Raw genomic sequence first — 14,489 nt, forward strand, 5'->3', positions numbered from 1 at the left:
AAAATGTATATCGTTGGCAGAAGAAATTATTTAGACCAGTTATCAAAAACTTCATTGATGACTTTATTCTCGATAAAAATCATCTGCTACCACAGAGAATCTATAAATAATAGTGCGTAAGTCCTATTTCTCATATTCTTTATCCATTTCATTCTTCAAACTTTTAAAGCCCCCTCAACATTTATCAATTATCAAGCATTACAAGATTTCTTCGTACCAATTATTTTGACAATACTCTATCTACCATTTCTATGGTTTTTTCTGCTATATATAAAATATGAAGAAATTTTTGTACGACTTCAATTTCATATCAAAGATAAAAAACTTATCACCCTTACAAAATTTTTAGTCATTATTAACTTTCGAACTCAAAAAGATTTGATTGATGAGTGGTTTCATCATATTAAGATTCATAAGATAGAAAACTATCAACAACTAATCGATTCTTTTTCGCTCGTAAAGCATAGGAAATCTAAAAGAAGTAAACTATCTAATACACCTTTAGATCTGGGCTGGAGTGTATATCAAGCAGAAAGGTTCCTAAGTGGCTACGAACTCCAAGTTAAATATTCTGATATTGGCGATGAAATTTGGTTTGGATCTAAACTAATTGAATTAGATGATGATTTTAATCCTTCTACATTAATCTACTATATTCAAGGCAATGAAGATGCTGTGAAGCAATTAAAAATTAAACTATTTCTCTATGACATTAATCTTACTCCAAATTACTTAAATACCTTCATCGAAGCTATAAATTGCTTACTCAGAAACTCACTGCAAGCTAGTTTAGATCACGGTCATATAGATAATATTTATAACTTGGAGAATTTTTCAAATACGTTACACAATAAGTTACTTGAATTTCAATATGAAAAATTCACTCATTCAGTTAAACCCACTTGTGAACTATCATTCTGCATAAAGCCCCCCTCCTAGCTTCCCATTTAAAAAGGGAGGAACTAGCCAAATCCACAACCGCAATCAAATTCGCGCGAAGTCCCTCTTTTCCAAAGAGGGATCTAGGGAGATTTTTATGAAAGCTCTTTCAGACAACACTGATAAATCGTTTCCACCACATCATCAATCCGCCCCATCACCTGCCCATTATCAAATCTCAACACTTTCAATCCAAGTTGAGCCAGAGCTTCATCTCGAATGCGATCTGTTTCTAACCCATCTTCCGTAAAGTGTTGACTACCATCACATTCAATGACCAAATTGGCAGCAGGACAATAAAAGTCCACGATGTAATTCATAATTGGTTTTTGCCGATAAAACTGCAAACCTAAAATTTGTTTGCCACGGAGTTTTGACCAGAGCAGCTTTTCAGCCTCAGTCATGTTATTACGTAAATCACGAGAGACTTGTTTTAAGTTTTTATTATAGGGTTTCATTTTTATTCTCTTTTTTTGAATCTCCCCAACCCCCTCTTTTCCAAAGAGGGGGACTTCACGTAAACAAATAAATTACGTGACAGCTCCTTCCTTTTTTAAAGGGAGGTTGGGAGGAATTTAATTTATCAAATATGTGCCCCTTTTCTAACCTCTCAACCCAAAACCACCTGCTTTTACATTTTTAACTCTGCAAAAATCATTACTTTCTATAATAATAGAGCAATAAATTTATCTCCCAAATCAATCACTCTTGGTGTTCCAATGAAAAAACTCATCAACAACCCTGAAAACCTGGTTGTCGAAATGTGCAAAGGCTTTGTCCTCGCTCATCCAGAACTCGCATTTACCGAGTCACACAAAATCATTTCAAGAAAAGCAAAACATAATAATGTCGCACTGATCAGTGGTGGCGGCAGCGGTCACGAGCCGGCACATGCAGGCTTTGTCGGCGCAGGTATGTTAGACGCAGCCGTTTGTGGTGACGTATTTGCATCACCTTCACAAATTCAGGTCTACAAAGCATTGCAGCATGTTGCAACAGACAAAGGCGTGCTGATGATCATTAAAAACTATTCTGGCGATATGATGAATTTCCAGAATGGTGCAGCGCTTGCAACAGATGACGGCATTAACGTGGATTACGTCAAAGTAGCAGATGACATTGCAGTCAAAGACAGCTTATATACTGTCGGTCGTCGTGGTGTTGCCGGTACAGTATTGGTACATAAAATTGCCGGTGCTGCAGCATCAAAAGGCTTAGAACTTCCTGAAGTCAAAGCCATTGCACAAAAAGCTGCAGACAATGTCATTAGCTTGGGTTTCGCTTATAGCTCATGTACCGTTCCTGCCAAAGGCACACCAACCTTTACTCTTGCCGATGATGAAATGGAATACGGCGTGGGCATCCACGGTGAACCGGGGATTCGTCGTGAAAAAATATTGCCATCAAAAGAACTGGCACAACGTATTGTTGATGACCTGTTTCTTGACCGTCCTGACCTGACTGAAGTAGCGGTATTGGTCAATGGTTTTGGTTCAACGCCAATGCAGGAGCTGTATGTCTTTAACAACGATGTTTGCGAACATTTGGCACGTAAAGGCATCAAAATTTATCGTACTTTTGTCGGTAACTACATGACCAGTATCGACATGAACGGTGCATCAGTATCTTTACTTGCGCTGGATGCTGAACTGAAAACCTATTTAGATGCAGAAGCCACTACCCCTGCATTTAAAATGGATGGTTCACCTGCACTACCTTTTGAATTTGCAGCAAAAGATGCATCAGCTGAACGCAGCGCCAATACCGAAGTTGAAACCCAACCTGAACATGCAATAATCAGCAATGAGCAATTCACGATTGAGAATATGCGTTATGTCGTCGATGTCATGGCGGCTTGCATTATTAAAAATGAAGTGCCTTTCTGCGAGCTAGATGCCCATGCCGGCGATGGTGACTTTGGCATGAGCGTGGCCAAAGGCTTTAAACAGCTGAAACGTGAATGGCAAAGTCTGATTCAAGCGCAGCATATGGATGAATTCATGCTGAACTGCTCAATGATCATTATGGAACACTGTGGCGGTGCATCAGGTCCAATCTGGGGTTCAGCCTTCCGTGCCGCGAGTAAGGCCATTCAAGATAAAACCAGTTTAACTGTCGCTGACTTTGCTAAAATGTTGCAGGCGGCAGTCAAAGGCATTCAAGTGATCGGTGAGCGTTCATTTGGTCGTGGTGCCGTGGTGGGGGATAAAACCCTGATTGATGCCCTAGTACCATGTGCAGATTCATGGTCTGCCAATACCGGCAAGACTTTTAAAGAAAACTTTGTCTTGGGTGCAGCGGCTGCGGTAAAAGGTGCAGAATCGACTCAAGAGATTGTGGCACGTATGGGCCGTGCCGGTACGGTCGGTGACCGTAGCTTAGGCTATCCGGATGCCGGTGCACATGGTTTAGGTGTGATCTTTAGCGACATTGCAGCACATATTAAATAAATCATTTATTAAAAAAGCCTCGAATCATCGGGGCTTTTTTTATTTCCGGGATACAGCCGGTGCTCAAGCAAGACAGCAGAAAGAACGTCTATTGAAATTTTTCTAGATACTTGTTCAGGTTTTCTTTGACCACGACCCTTTTATTACCCTTCATCTGTGCTTCACTCAAAATTCCTTCCGAGTCAACCACCACAACAGGATGACCATCCTTTTTCAAACGCGCCACGCCTTCAAATAACATGCGTGCGCCGACATTATGAATTAGGGTCAAATTGGTCAGATCCAGCACAATTCGTTTTTTGCCTTCCGGTTCATCTTCCAAAATACGCAGCAGCATTTCCGATTCAGTAAACTGCAATACGCCACGCAGTTCATACACCACCACATGATCGCGTTTTCCAGTGAGATAACGGTTTTGTAAAATGGTTTGTGCCGACGGCGTCCCTTCCATTAAATGTAGCCCCATTTCCCGGGATATACGTTCAAAGATATCGACCCCACGCGCGCTATGCCCATGTTCATCAATTCGTGGAGAAAATACGGCGATGCCCACCTGTCCAGGCAATACGCCAATAATGCCGCCTGCGACCCCACTTTTTGCCGGAATGCCCACCGTGGTCAGCCAGTCACCGGCAGCATCATACATCCCGCAAGTGAGCATCACGCTCAGGACTTGCCGCACCACAGAGCGATCCAATAATTTTTTACCGGTCTGCGGCTGAATCCCACCGTTGGCGAGTACCCCGGCAATCATCGCCAGGTCTTTGACCGTCACCTTGATTGAACATTGCTTGATATAACCATTGACAATCGCTTCTGGATCTTCTTCCAATACTCCTACTGTACGCAGCATATAACCCAAGGATCTGTTACGAAACGCTGTTTTCAGTTCAGAGGTATATACATCGGTATCAAAACTCAGTTCACGTCCAGCCAAACCGCTTAAAAAACGGCGCAACTGTTCCGCCCGGGATACTGTGCGTTTATAGGGAATCAGGGAATGGGCAGTAATGGCACCTGAATTGATCATCGGATTTTTCGGAATATTGGTGTCTTTCTCCAGTGAAATCTGGTTAAAGGCCTCGCCCGAAGGTTCCACGCCCACTTTTTCCATGACCTTGGTCAGGCCAACTTTCTGCAAGGCCAAGGCATAGGCAAAAGGCTTGGACATGGACTGCATGGTGAACTCAACCTCGTCATCACCGGTGGAATAGATCGTGCCATCTACGGTGGAGAGTGCCAAAGCAAACTTCTCTGGATCGACTGCTGCCAGCTCAGGAATATAGTCGGCCAAGGCCCCTTTATCATTGTCTTGGCAGGAGCTTAAAACATGCTTGAGATAGTCTGGCACTGGTGTTTTCATCGAATGAGCGTCTTCCAATTCACTATTATTTTTAATTAACATAGCGGTTTTTGACTTAAGTACCAGAGTGAAAAGGTAATTTTCTGCATATCTGTGTGATGGGTTGTGCACGCTTTGCGTCAGCTCCTCCAGAAATTAAATTGTAGGTTTGTTCTAATTTTCTTTTTCAGAGCGATCAAAAAAGGGCAATACTGCCCTTTTTATTGAGTCTGGATGATTTATTTCACTTTGGTTTTGCGAATCATCTTGTACAGGACTTTTGGCGAAATACGCGACACCAATACCCCGAGTTTTTCTTTCTTGCCGCCAATCACGATATATTCTTCGCCGCTCTGCAAAGCTTGTACAGTTTGACGGGCAAAATCTTCTGCGGACAGACCATTTTCAATCGCTTCATCTGCATGCCCTTGCGGCTTCCCTTGACCATTTAAAGCGTTCATGGACACATTGGTTTTAACAAAACCGGGGAAAATCACCGATACGCCAATCCCCTGATCTGCCACTTCAGCACGCAGGCTGTTGGCCCACATATGAATTGCTGCTTTGGCTGCGGAATAAGACGCGCGATATTGTGTACCGAGCAAACCTGCAACACTGGAAATAAACACGATACGGCCGGTTTTTTGTGCCAGAAAATTTGGCAGTACGGTTTTGGTCAAAAATACCTGCGAGAAATAATCGACTTCCATAATGGCGCGTTCAGTCTGCATGGTGGTTTCTGCAATCAGGGCACGCTGACTGAGTCCGGCATTATTGATCAGCCAGTCAATCCGGCCTTTTTGTTGCACAACCTGCTCATAGGCATGGCGAACCTGACTTTCATCGGTGATATCAGCCGTGATGGAAATATGCTGATCCGGATTGATCAGGCTTTGGCGCACATTTTCCAGTTCTTCATGACGGCGCGCAGTCAATACCACCTGCGCTCCCTGTGCGGCACATTGCTGTGCAATCGCCTTGCCAATCCCTGAAGATGCGCCAGTAATCCAGACCACTTTTCCATTTAAACTTTCAACTTTCGCCATGAAATCCTGTTTCCTTTGTTTTAATAAATATGGTGCGGCCTTTCATCTTCCAGAAATGCCAGTAAATGCTCGAAATAATAACGCATCGTATCAGCATCATAGATGCTACCGAGCTTGTCAAAACGTTTATAGCCGAGCTGGGTGGTTAGGTGAATCACCCCATTTAAGGTTTTATCGACCACAACATTAAACTTCAACAGGTTTTTCGGTTCACGGATCAGACAGGTCACGCCCTGATCAACGACCTGGGTAAAGGCTTTGAGTGCCGGCGAGACATATTGATGATTGCCGGTTTTCATCTGATCCACACAACCCAGTAACTCCATCACCAGCATCTTTTCCACCGGATAACGCACAAAAACATCGCCGTCATGCGTATAGGTCATGCGATGCAGATAATTCACCATGGGCATGAGCCGTTCATTGCCAAATAAGGAAACCGACCAAGGCATATATTTACGTGTCGTCTCAATAATGTGCTGAATCACTTTTTCAGATTCACTGTCGGGAGATTTCGCGATCTGCACCATCTGACCAAAAATCTGGTCAATAATTTCACAGGCCATATCGGCCAGATTTTCACCGAGCGGTTTAGCCAGACTGTCTGGATCACCGGCATTTAATCTAGAATGAAGGTCGATAAAGCGCTGATGGGTTTCAGGCTGGATCTTCAGGGAAATGCTATAGCTCATCTTGTTATCCTTTTTAATCTTCTGCGATGAGTCGCGTTTTTTATCTTTGCATCATACGACGAGTTGCTCTGCATGCCAATTGTCTAAAGTTTGCATTTGGTTAAGCTGCCGCATCCACTATTTTTTTTGCTACAATAGATCCAATTTTTCATCTACTTTTGATCTGTTTAGACTATGACTGATTCAGCGCAAAATATCGCGACAACCTACGATCCGACCGAGATCGAGAAAAAATGGTACCAAACTTGGGAAGAGCGCGGCTACTTCAAGCCCTCTGAAAAAGGCGAATCATTCTGTATCATGATTCCGCCGCCAAACGTCACTGGTAACTTGCACATGGGTCATGGTTTTAACAATGCCATCATGGATGCATTGACCCGTTATAACCGTATGTTAGGTAAAAATACGCTTTGGCAACCGGGTACTGACCACGCCGGTATTGCCACCCAAATGGTGGTAGAACGTCAGCTTGGTGCAGAAGGCATTAGCCGTCATGACTTGGGCCGTGAAAAGTTCATCGAAAAAGTCTGGGAATGGAAAGAACAGTCTGGCGGTAATATTACCCGTCAAATCCGTCGTTTGGGTTCTTCTGTAGACTGGTCACGTGAACGCTTCACTATGGATGATGGTCTATCCAATGCGGTCAAAGAGGTATTTGTAAAACTGCATGAACAAGGTTTGATCTACCGTGGTAAACGCCTTGTTAACTGGGATCCAAAATTACAAACGGCGCTTTCTGACTTAGAAGTTGAGTCTGATAAAGAAGAAGCAGGTTCATTGTGGCATCTGAAATATTTCTTTGAAGATAAATCATTGCGCACGCACGATGGCAAAGATTATATCGTGGTCGCAACCACCCGTCCTGAAACCCTGCTCGGTGATACTGCCATTGCAGTTGCCCTGGATGATGAGCGTTATGCGCATCTTGTCGGCAAAAACATCATCCTGCCGATTACCGGTCGTAGCGTGGCAATTGTTAAAGATGAATATGTTGACAAAGAATTTGGTACAGGCTGTGTAAAAATCACCCCTGCGCATGATTTCAATGACTATGAAGTGGGTAAACGCTGCGAATTGCCAATCATCAACATCTTCAACAAAAATGCTGAAGTGTTGGCTGAGTTTGAATACATCGCGAAAGCGGGCGAGCAAATTTCTAAAACCATCCCTGCACCTGCGGAATATGTGGGCTTAGATCGTTTTGAAGCACGTAAAAAATTAGTTGAACAAGCTGAAGCTGAAGGCTGGTTAGAGCAAATCCAACCGTATACGCTTAAACCACCTCGCGGTGACCGTTCAGGGGTCATCGTTGAGCCGTTACTGACGGATCAATGGTATGTGAAAATTGCACCGCTTGCTGAGCCTGCAATTAAAGCGGTGAAAGATGGCGAGATTAAATTTGTACCTGAGCAATACAGCAACATGTACATGGCCTGGATGAACAACATCCAAGACTGGTGTATCTCGCGTCAATTGTGGTGGGGTCACCGCATTCCTGCTTGGTACGATGTAGATGGTAATGTTTATGTAGGTCGTGACGAAGCTGAAGTTCGTGCGAAAAACAATATCCCTGCCGATGTTCAATTAGACCAAGACGAAGACGTACTCGATACATGGTTCTCATCGGGTCTTTGGACGTTCTCAACTTTAGGTTGGACTGGCGATGAAGCCAAAGATAAAGAAAACTATTTCTTAAATACTTTCCACCCGACTGATGTACTTGTGACTGGTTTTGACATCATCTTCTTTTGGGTTGCCCGCATGATCATGATGACCATGCACTTCATGAAGAATGAAGATGGCACACCACAAGTACCGTTTAAAACTGTGTATGTACACGGTTTGGTACGTGATGGCGAAGGTCAGAAAATGTCTAAATCTAAGGGGAACGTGCTTGACCCATTAGATTTGATTGACGGTGTTGATCTTGAAACTTTAGTACAAAAACGTACCACTGGTTTGATGAACCCGAAACAGGCAGCAAAGATTGAAAAATCAACGCGTAAAGAATTCCCTGAAGGTATTCAATCTTACGGTACAGATGCGGTTCGTTTTACTTTCTGTGCGCTTGCAAACACGGGTCGTGACATTAAGTTCGACATGAAGCGTGTTGAAGGTTACCGTAACTTTGCCAACAAAATCTGGAACGCTACTCGTTTCGTGATGATGAACTGCGAAGAGCAAGTGATTGGTCAAGACGTTCGTCAAGACCTTTGGGAATTGCCTGAACAGTGGATCGTAAGCCGTTTACAAAAAGCAGAACAAGCAGTGCAAACAGCATTTGCAACGTATCGTTTAGACTTGGCTGCACAAGCGATTTACGAGTTCATTTGGAATGAATACTGTGACTGGTATGTCGAGCTGACTAAGCCTGTTCTGAATGATGAAAATATCTCGGTAGAACGTAAAGCTGAAATCCGCCGTGTTCTTCTTGCTGTGATGGAAGCGTCTTTACGTTTGGCACATCCGTTGATGCCTTACTTGACAGAAGAAATTTGGCAAACGCTTGCGCCGAAACTGAACATTTCTGGCGAAACAATCATGTTGGCTCAGTACCCTGTTGCAGATGAAGCGAAAATCAACGAACAAGCTGAAGCAGATATGCAATGGCTGCAAGGTTTGATTGGTGCGGTACGTAACATCCGTGGTGAAATGGGTCTAGGTAATTCGCGTTTGTTGCCTGTTCTGCTTCAAAACACCACTGATGCTGAAAAAGCACAGATCGCACGTATTGAACCGTTGTTTAAAGCATTGGCGAAAGTTGAAAGCATTACGTTCCTTAGCGAGGCTGAACAACCACCATTGTCTTCATCAAGTGTTGTAGGTCATGTGTCTGTATTCGTTCCAATGAAGGGCTTGATTGATCCTAAAGCGGAATTGGGTCGTCTACAAAAAGACTTAGACAAGGTTCAAAAACAGCATGACCAAATTGCCACTAAACTTGGTAATGAAGGTTTTGTCGCGAAAGCACCTGCTGCTGTGGTTGAAGGCGAGAAGGTAAAACTTGCTGAGTTTTCTGACCAGTTAGCGAAGATTAAAGCGAATATGGAGCAAATTGCAGCGCTGTAATGTGTTGTTAGTTTGATCTAATTTATGTATAAAGGGCTGATTATTCAGCCCTTTATAGTTATGAAACCGATTCAATCTATTACCATCAAAGACACAATAATATCTTTAACAGACCGTAATCTTATTATTATTGGAAATAATGGATCTGGAAAAACATATGTATTAGATAATATTTACAGTGAGATACAGAAACTTGTAAAAGATAGTGACTACTTAGATAAAGAAATTAGAATTAAAAGAAACAATATCCTTAAAGAGTTAGAAAATATCTATAAAAATTTTATATATATATTAGATTTAGATAAAGTCGAATTAGAAAAATTAAAAAACAATATTAATTCAACTAGCGATATCGAATTTTCTATTGAGTTAAAAAGCTTGCTACAATCTATAAATAACAAACATAATATTTTCCTAGAAAACTACAAAAGCTTTCTCTCTAGTCAAGTTACTGATATTTATACAGAGTTTGATCCAAAGCCTGAGATTAAAAGCTCTTATAAGAAAAAATACTACTATGAAAATAAAAATCAGTTAAATTTTTATTTAAAGGATTTAAATAGAAAAATATCTAAATTTATTAACTCAACAATTTCTTTAAAATTAAATATTGATTTTAATAAACAGCATAAATCTCCTAATTTTGTAGTTAATTTTTTTAATGCAAAGAGAACAACAAATACCGACTCTCAAGAAAATCTTTCAAACATTTCAATTTATACTAACTTTGATAATTTATTTGAGAAATACTTAACCGACCAATTTAAGTCAAATTTACCAATAAAAGAAAATATTATTGATGAGGATTTTGAATATATAGAGATCAAAAACAATTGGTTAAGCAAGATAGAAAATGATTTAAAATACATATTTGAAGAAGAGGAAACTAAAATTTCATTTGATAAGATACAAAATAAAATTCTAATATTTTCTGGTGAAAAAACTTATAGGCTTGATAGCCTTTCCTCAGGCTTACAATCAATTTTTAAAATCTATTCAAGCCTTTTATTAAGAACAAAAATCATGCAAATAGATCCAGAAGATTTATTAGGAATAGTCATTATTGATGAAATAGATGTCCATCTTCATATCTCTTTGCAAAAGAAAGTTTTACCTTTCCTAATTAAGGCTTTTCCAAGAGTCCAATTTATTGTTAGTACACATTCACCATTTGTTATTACATCAACTAATAACGATACAGTAGTTTATGATATTTCAAGCGGTGAATTCTTTGAAGAAGATTTGAGTCGATATTCTTATGAATCTGTGATTAAAGGCTTATTTCACGTAAATCCTATGAGTTTTGAAATAAAAAAGTCTGTTGAAACTCTTAAAAAACTTTTAGATGAAAATCCTATTAATTATGATTCTATAAGATCAAATATTAAAGATTTAATTTCACTTGATAAAAATGGTCAATTAGATAAGAAAGTGAAAAACCTTTATTTACAAGCTATCAATTTACTTGCGGATCATAATCAGTTGGAGGGTTTAGATGTTTAAAGTAATTAAATCTGCACGCCCTACTGATTGGACTACTAAGGACTATAAAGACCCTATAGTTGTTAGGCTGTTGAAAAAGGACTTTCACGGAAAATGTTATATCTGTGAACAAAAGCATTTCCCAAACTTGAATGTCGAGCACTTTGTTCCACATTTAGAGGATGAAACTCTCAAGCTTGATTGGAACAACCTCTATTACGCTTGTTCACGTTGTAATTCTATTAAAAATAAATATTACGACGATATGCTAGATTGTTGTAATCAAGCTCATTTAGTTGAAGAATGGATCAAAGTCTATTACAGAATGCCTGATGAAGACATTGAGGTAGTTAATGCTTGTCCCAATGATAATTTATATTACTCTAAGGCAGAAACTTCCAAAGAATTAATAACTAGATGCTTCAATAATGCAAATAGTGGTATTCAAGAAGTAAGTAAAGAGGATTTAAGAGAGAAAATTATAGAAGCTCATAACGATTTCCTAAATTTGAGACGAGAATTTTTTAAAGAACTTGATAACTGGCAAGATGAAGAGAAAATTAAAAAGGCAGATGATATTAAACATCGCCTTAAATCTCATTATGCATTTTCAGCCATTCTTCGTGGCTATTTAGAGAAGGATTCTAAATGGAAGAATGCATTGGATGAAATTGAACAATTAAAGCTTATACAATCAGCATAACCCTCGCCCAAAGGGAGAGGGAGAAAAACCTTAAAGCATCCCATGCCTTAAAAACATCTCCAAGCCACTCACCTTCTTGATATATTTCAACCGTTCTTTTTCCACTTTAATCTGCTGTTTTATAGTGGCAGTATCTTCATCAATCTGCTTATACAGGTCAGCAATTTGAACTTTCCCTTTCGCCTTTTTTACTGCAATTCTGGTTTTCGATGACCAGACCAATCGATTGATCAAGGCATCAATCTGCTCTTGTAATTTCTGGCTCTGTGCCTCCAAAGCCAGTTGATAAAACTTGAGTTGCTCCGCACTTAAACCTTTTTTTGAAACATCCTGATCTTGTTCAATCTGCAGTTCCATTCTCAGTAACGTAAACAGGTCCTGCTCTGCATAAGCCTCATTGGCACGTTGCAATAATTCAGTTTTCTTGATTTTTTTGACATCATTCACTTCACGGTCAGGGTGAATGGCCGCCGCAATTTTTAAATACACGGTTTTCAATGACTGCTCTGCCAGCATTGCAGCCTGCGCTTGTTTTTCCTGCTGGCGTTTTAATCTGGCTTGCTCACGTACGTGTTGAAAATGTTCACTATCCCATTCTTCAAATACATCTGTGTCGGCCTGATCTATACCATTTTGATCTTCGGAAAACCCTTCTGATGCATTGGTCTTTTTCTGATTTTTTCTGTGTTGGACATGTTCATTGAGCTGCTGATAGTAACTATCAATTTCATTGACCTTATGCGCTTCCTGCACCGACATTGCCTGTGAATCTTTTAAGTAAGCCGCCAGGGATTGAATTTTTTCATCCAGTACGACGATCTCGGCCTTGGAAAATTCTGCCTCATGCAGATGCTGCCACAATTGTTCAAGCTGCTCAAACAAAACACCATGCAATTCATGATAGACCGGTATGAAATTTTGCTGTGTATATTGTCGAATCTCTTCTTCAGCCTGCTGCCACTGTGCCAGCTCAAGCTTCTGCTGTTCAATTTTATCAATCAGGCGATCCAGCTTTTTCTGCTGTGTCGAAAGCGCTGTGAATGGCTGAATCATGGTTTTTAAATTGAAAGACATGATATTCAAAATAAGCAGGACAGATTATTAAGTTTAACGGTTTTATGAGACAGGTGTATGCCAGTTATCGACACAAATATACACCTTATGCAAATAAATTTTGTTTAATATCAAACAATATAACAATAACTTAATTTGTGACTGTGCTGAAAGGAGATTCAGATGGCAACTCAGGCAGATTTAATCTTTAATCAGGAACTCGCTGCATGGGTACAAGCGCTAGGATCTGTGTTTGCAATTTTTGTCGCCATTAGTGTGCCCCTATATTTAAATCATTTGGCACAAAATCGTGATAATGCCTTACAAGACATGCAAAAACAAAAATTCTTTGTCACGATGCTGCCGACACTTTATCGTATTCGCCGTTATAGTGCTGACTTCATTAAACAAATGCAGTTACATCAGCAAAGTACTCAAAATATCTTACATACGCTAGAAACCGAATATCTGGAATTGATTCCGGTCTTTTCTAAAGAACTGCATATATTTGTACATAGTCAAATTTATGACCCAAACCTGAATCAATTGGCATTTGAACTGTTTCATTCCGAGGAAATTCTGCAACAACATTTATTACAGCCTAAAAACCAGAAACAGCTCAAGCATCAAGCTTTACTGACCCAACATAGCCAGTATATTCATGATGCGAGCCATCAGTTAATTAAACAGATTGAAAAGAGCCATCACCTACAACCTTAAATTGCCTTTTCAGGCCATCAATGTGTAGGTGAGTGGTGCAAACAAAATGATTATTCCACAATGACACGACCATTTAATGGCTGTACCGGACGGTTATTCGGATGCCCCATTAATTTGGAAAATTCACCAATCTGTTTGGCTGAAGCCTGTTGGATCTCTTTTAAAATGAGCCAGCGCACACCCTCTGAACAAGGTGGGGTGGTCAGTGAGCCACTAAAGCGATAATAATCCAGATTTTTAGGCAGCAACTGATTGACAGGCTGTGGTGTCTTTAACACGACTTTTTCACCCTGCTTTTTCGGCAAACGTTTCCACATCTGTTTTAGCATCTGGCTGTCCTGCCCCTGCTCAAACATCATGCCAACCACTGCCAGCTCACCATCAGCATTGGCATGGACAAAATGAATCTCTAAAGGATAACTTTTACCTTGAATCAGGTTCTCACTCGGACTATGCAAATGGAACTGTTTCAGCTCAAAACGCTCCCCATCCAGCTCCAGCACACCACCTTCGGCAAAGTCCACCTGAATGGTATGACCTTTATTTTCAATGGCGTGAATCATGGTGTTATAACTAAATTTCAGCGGTTCCAATTGTGCTTTTACCGTCCGCTCAATATTAATTGGCGACTGATTCGCACCATCACAGGCAGTATATTTCTGGCTTAAATTCGACCATTGTTCAGGCTGCATATAGCCCCAATTGGCATCTGCATAGCCTGCCGTACTCAAACCAAACACTGTTAAAAATGTGAATATTTTTTTCACAATAATTTTCCCTCTTAGAACCGTAATCAATAATTTTTCATTTAGAAAACAAATTTTTAGGCTTATGACTGCCTCATTTTTCAGAGCACAAACTACAGATTTTTACTTAATTTTGGTGAATTACTTACAAATTTCCAAACACTTAAGCCTATGAAAAGATAGAGTATTTATAAATTATTATTTAAATTTCAATAAGATAATCATTTTAGTGTCCTAAACCAACTTG

12 protein-coding genes and 1 pseudogene are annotated in these 14,489 nt (G+C 40.2%); 7 read left to right on the forward strand and 6 right to left on the reverse strand.

Annotated elements, in window-relative coordinates; all coding sequences use genetic code 11:
- Together FTU90_RS02875 and FTU90_RS02880 are read left to right on the forward strand one after the other, a co-directional pair.
- A pseudogene (locus FTU90_RS02875) lies at positions 1-110 on the forward strand (IS701 family transposase); the annotation flags it as partial.
- A gap of 115 nt (positions 111-225) precedes the next feature.
- A complete protein-coding gene (locus FTU90_RS02880) occupies positions 226-939 on the forward strand; it encodes a hypothetical protein (protein ID WP_180071924.1) in 714 nt (237 codons plus the stop codon).
- Positions 940-1,034: 95 nt separating this feature from the next.
- Here the strand turns inward: FTU90_RS02880 and FTU90_RS02885 are convergent, their stop codons facing one another.
- Positions 1,035-1,397, reverse strand: coding sequence for an endonuclease domain-containing protein (locus tag FTU90_RS02885; RefSeq protein ID WP_180071925.1), 363 nt, complete (start codon positions 1,395-1,397; stop codon positions 1,035-1,037).
- Between the two features lie 261 nt (positions 1,398-1,658).
- Here FTU90_RS02885 and dhaK point away from each other — a divergent pair, with 261 nt between their 5' ends.
- Positions 1,659-3,389 (forward strand): dihydroxyacetone kinase subunit DhaK, encoded by a 1,731-nt coding sequence (gene dhaK / locus FTU90_RS02890; protein ID WP_180071926.1) that lies wholly within the window; start codon positions 1,659-1,661, stop codon positions 3,387-3,389.
- 88 nt (positions 3,390-3,477) lie between these two features.
- Here dhaK and FTU90_RS02895 read toward each other — a convergent pair whose 3' ends face one another.
- From FTU90_RS02895 to FTU90_RS02905, 3 genes are all read right to left on the reverse strand, one after another.
- The gene (locus FTU90_RS02895; protein ID WP_034608631.1) at positions 3,478-4,752 is read right to left on the reverse strand and encodes a glutaminase; all 1,275 of its coding nucleotides are present in this window, start codon (positions 4,750-4,752) and stop codon (positions 3,478-3,480) included.
- Between the two features lie 218 nt (positions 4,753-4,970).
- Positions 4,971-5,777, reverse strand: coding sequence for an SDR family oxidoreductase (locus FTU90_RS02900; RefSeq protein WP_159138425.1), 807 nt, complete (start codon positions 5,775-5,777; stop codon positions 4,971-4,973).
- A gap of 20 nt (positions 5,778-5,797) precedes the next feature.
- Entirely contained in the window at positions 5,798-6,469 is a 672-nt protein-coding gene (locus FTU90_RS02905) for a hypothetical protein (protein ID WP_005172058.1), read from the reverse strand.
- A 174-nt stretch (positions 6,470-6,643) separates the two neighbouring features.
- Here FTU90_RS02905 and FTU90_RS02910 point away from each other — a divergent pair, with 174 nt between their 5' ends.
- Genes FTU90_RS02910 through FTU90_RS02920 form a run of 3 tightly spaced genes read left to right on the forward strand, consistent with a single transcriptional unit; the run spans position 6,644 to position 11,723 of the window.
- On the forward strand, positions 6,644-9,538 hold the full coding sequence (locus tag FTU90_RS02910) for a valine--tRNA ligase (protein ID WP_159138426.1): 2,895 nt from the start codon (positions 6,644-6,646) through the stop codon (positions 9,536-9,538).
- Between the two features lie 24 nt (positions 9,539-9,562).
- Entirely contained in the window at positions 9,563-11,041 is a 1,479-nt protein-coding gene (locus tag FTU90_RS02915) for an AAA family ATPase (RefSeq protein ID WP_180071927.1), read from the forward strand.
- Entirely contained in the window at positions 11,034-11,723 is a 690-nt protein-coding gene (locus FTU90_RS02920; protein ID WP_159138428.1) for an HNH endonuclease, read from the forward strand. The genes FTU90_RS02915 and FTU90_RS02920 overlap by 8 nt, the downstream gene beginning before the upstream one ends.
- Before the next feature lie 30 nt (positions 11,724-11,753).
- Here the strand turns inward: FTU90_RS02920 and FTU90_RS02925 are convergent, their stop codons facing one another.
- Positions 11,754-12,797 carry a molecular chaperone DnaJ gene (locus FTU90_RS02925; protein WP_159138429.1) on the reverse strand — a complete coding sequence of 348 codons (1,044 nt, stop codon included), beginning with the start codon at positions 12,795-12,797 and terminating at the stop codon, positions 11,754-11,756.
- A 162-nt stretch (positions 12,798-12,959) separates the two neighbouring features.
- Here FTU90_RS02925 and FTU90_RS02930 point away from each other — a divergent pair, with 162 nt between their 5' ends.
- Complete coding sequence (locus tag FTU90_RS02930) at positions 12,960-13,496, forward strand: hypothetical protein (RefSeq protein WP_005172068.1); 537 nt, start codon at positions 12,960-12,962, stop codon at positions 13,494-13,496.
- A 50-nt stretch (positions 13,497-13,546) separates the two neighbouring features.
- On the opposite strand, the gene FTU90_RS02935 is transcribed toward FTU90_RS02930, so the two are convergent.
- Entirely contained in the window at positions 13,547-14,263 is a 717-nt protein-coding gene (locus tag FTU90_RS02935) for a carbonic anhydrase family protein (protein WP_159138430.1), read from the reverse strand.
- Positions 14,264-14,489: the final 226 nt, after the last annotated feature.

The sequence above is a fragment of the Acinetobacter sp. YH12200 genome (genome assembly GCF_013418175.1).
Classification (GTDB): domain Bacteria; phylum Pseudomonadota; class Gammaproteobacteria; order Pseudomonadales; family Moraxellaceae; genus Acinetobacter; species Acinetobacter pseudolwoffii.

Excerpts from the sequence above, each read along its gene's own strand:
- FTU90_RS02895 (WP_034608631.1), bottom strand. The coding sequence starts at position 4,752 with ATGAAAACACCAGTGCCAGACTATCTCAAGCATGTTTTAAGCTCCTGC.
- FTU90_RS02925 (WP_159138429.1), bottom strand. The coding sequence starts at position 12,797 with ATGTCTTTCAATTTAAAAACCATGATTCAGCCATTCACAGCGCTTTCG.
- FTU90_RS02900 (WP_159138425.1), bottom strand. The coding sequence starts at position 5,777 with ATGGCGAAAGTTGAAAGTTTAAATGGAAAAGTGGTCTGGATTACTGGC.
- FTU90_RS02905 (WP_005172058.1), bottom strand. The coding sequence starts at position 6,469 with ATGAGCTATAGCATTTCCCTGAAGATCCAGCCTGAAACCCATCAGCGC.
- FTU90_RS02920 (WP_159138428.1), top strand. The coding sequence starts at position 11,034 with ATGTTTAAAGTAATTAAATCTGCACGCCCTACTGATTGGACTACTAAG.
- FTU90_RS02885 (WP_180071925.1), bottom strand. The coding sequence starts at position 1,397 with ATGAAACCCTATAATAAAAACTTAAAACAAGTCTCTCGTGATTTACGT.
- FTU90_RS02930 (WP_005172068.1), top strand. The coding sequence starts at position 12,960 with ATGGCAACTCAGGCAGATTTAATCTTTAATCAGGAACTCGCTGCATGG.
- dhaK (WP_180071926.1), top strand. The coding sequence starts at position 1,659 with ATGAAAAAACTCATCAACAACCCTGAAAACCTGGTTGTCGAAATGTGC.
- FTU90_RS02910 (WP_159138426.1), top strand. The coding sequence starts at position 6,644 with ATGACTGATTCAGCGCAAAATATCGCGACAACCTACGATCCGACCGAG.
- FTU90_RS02915 (WP_180071927.1), top strand. The coding sequence starts at position 9,563 with ATGTATAAAGGGCTGATTATTCAGCCCTTTATAGTTATGAAACCGATT.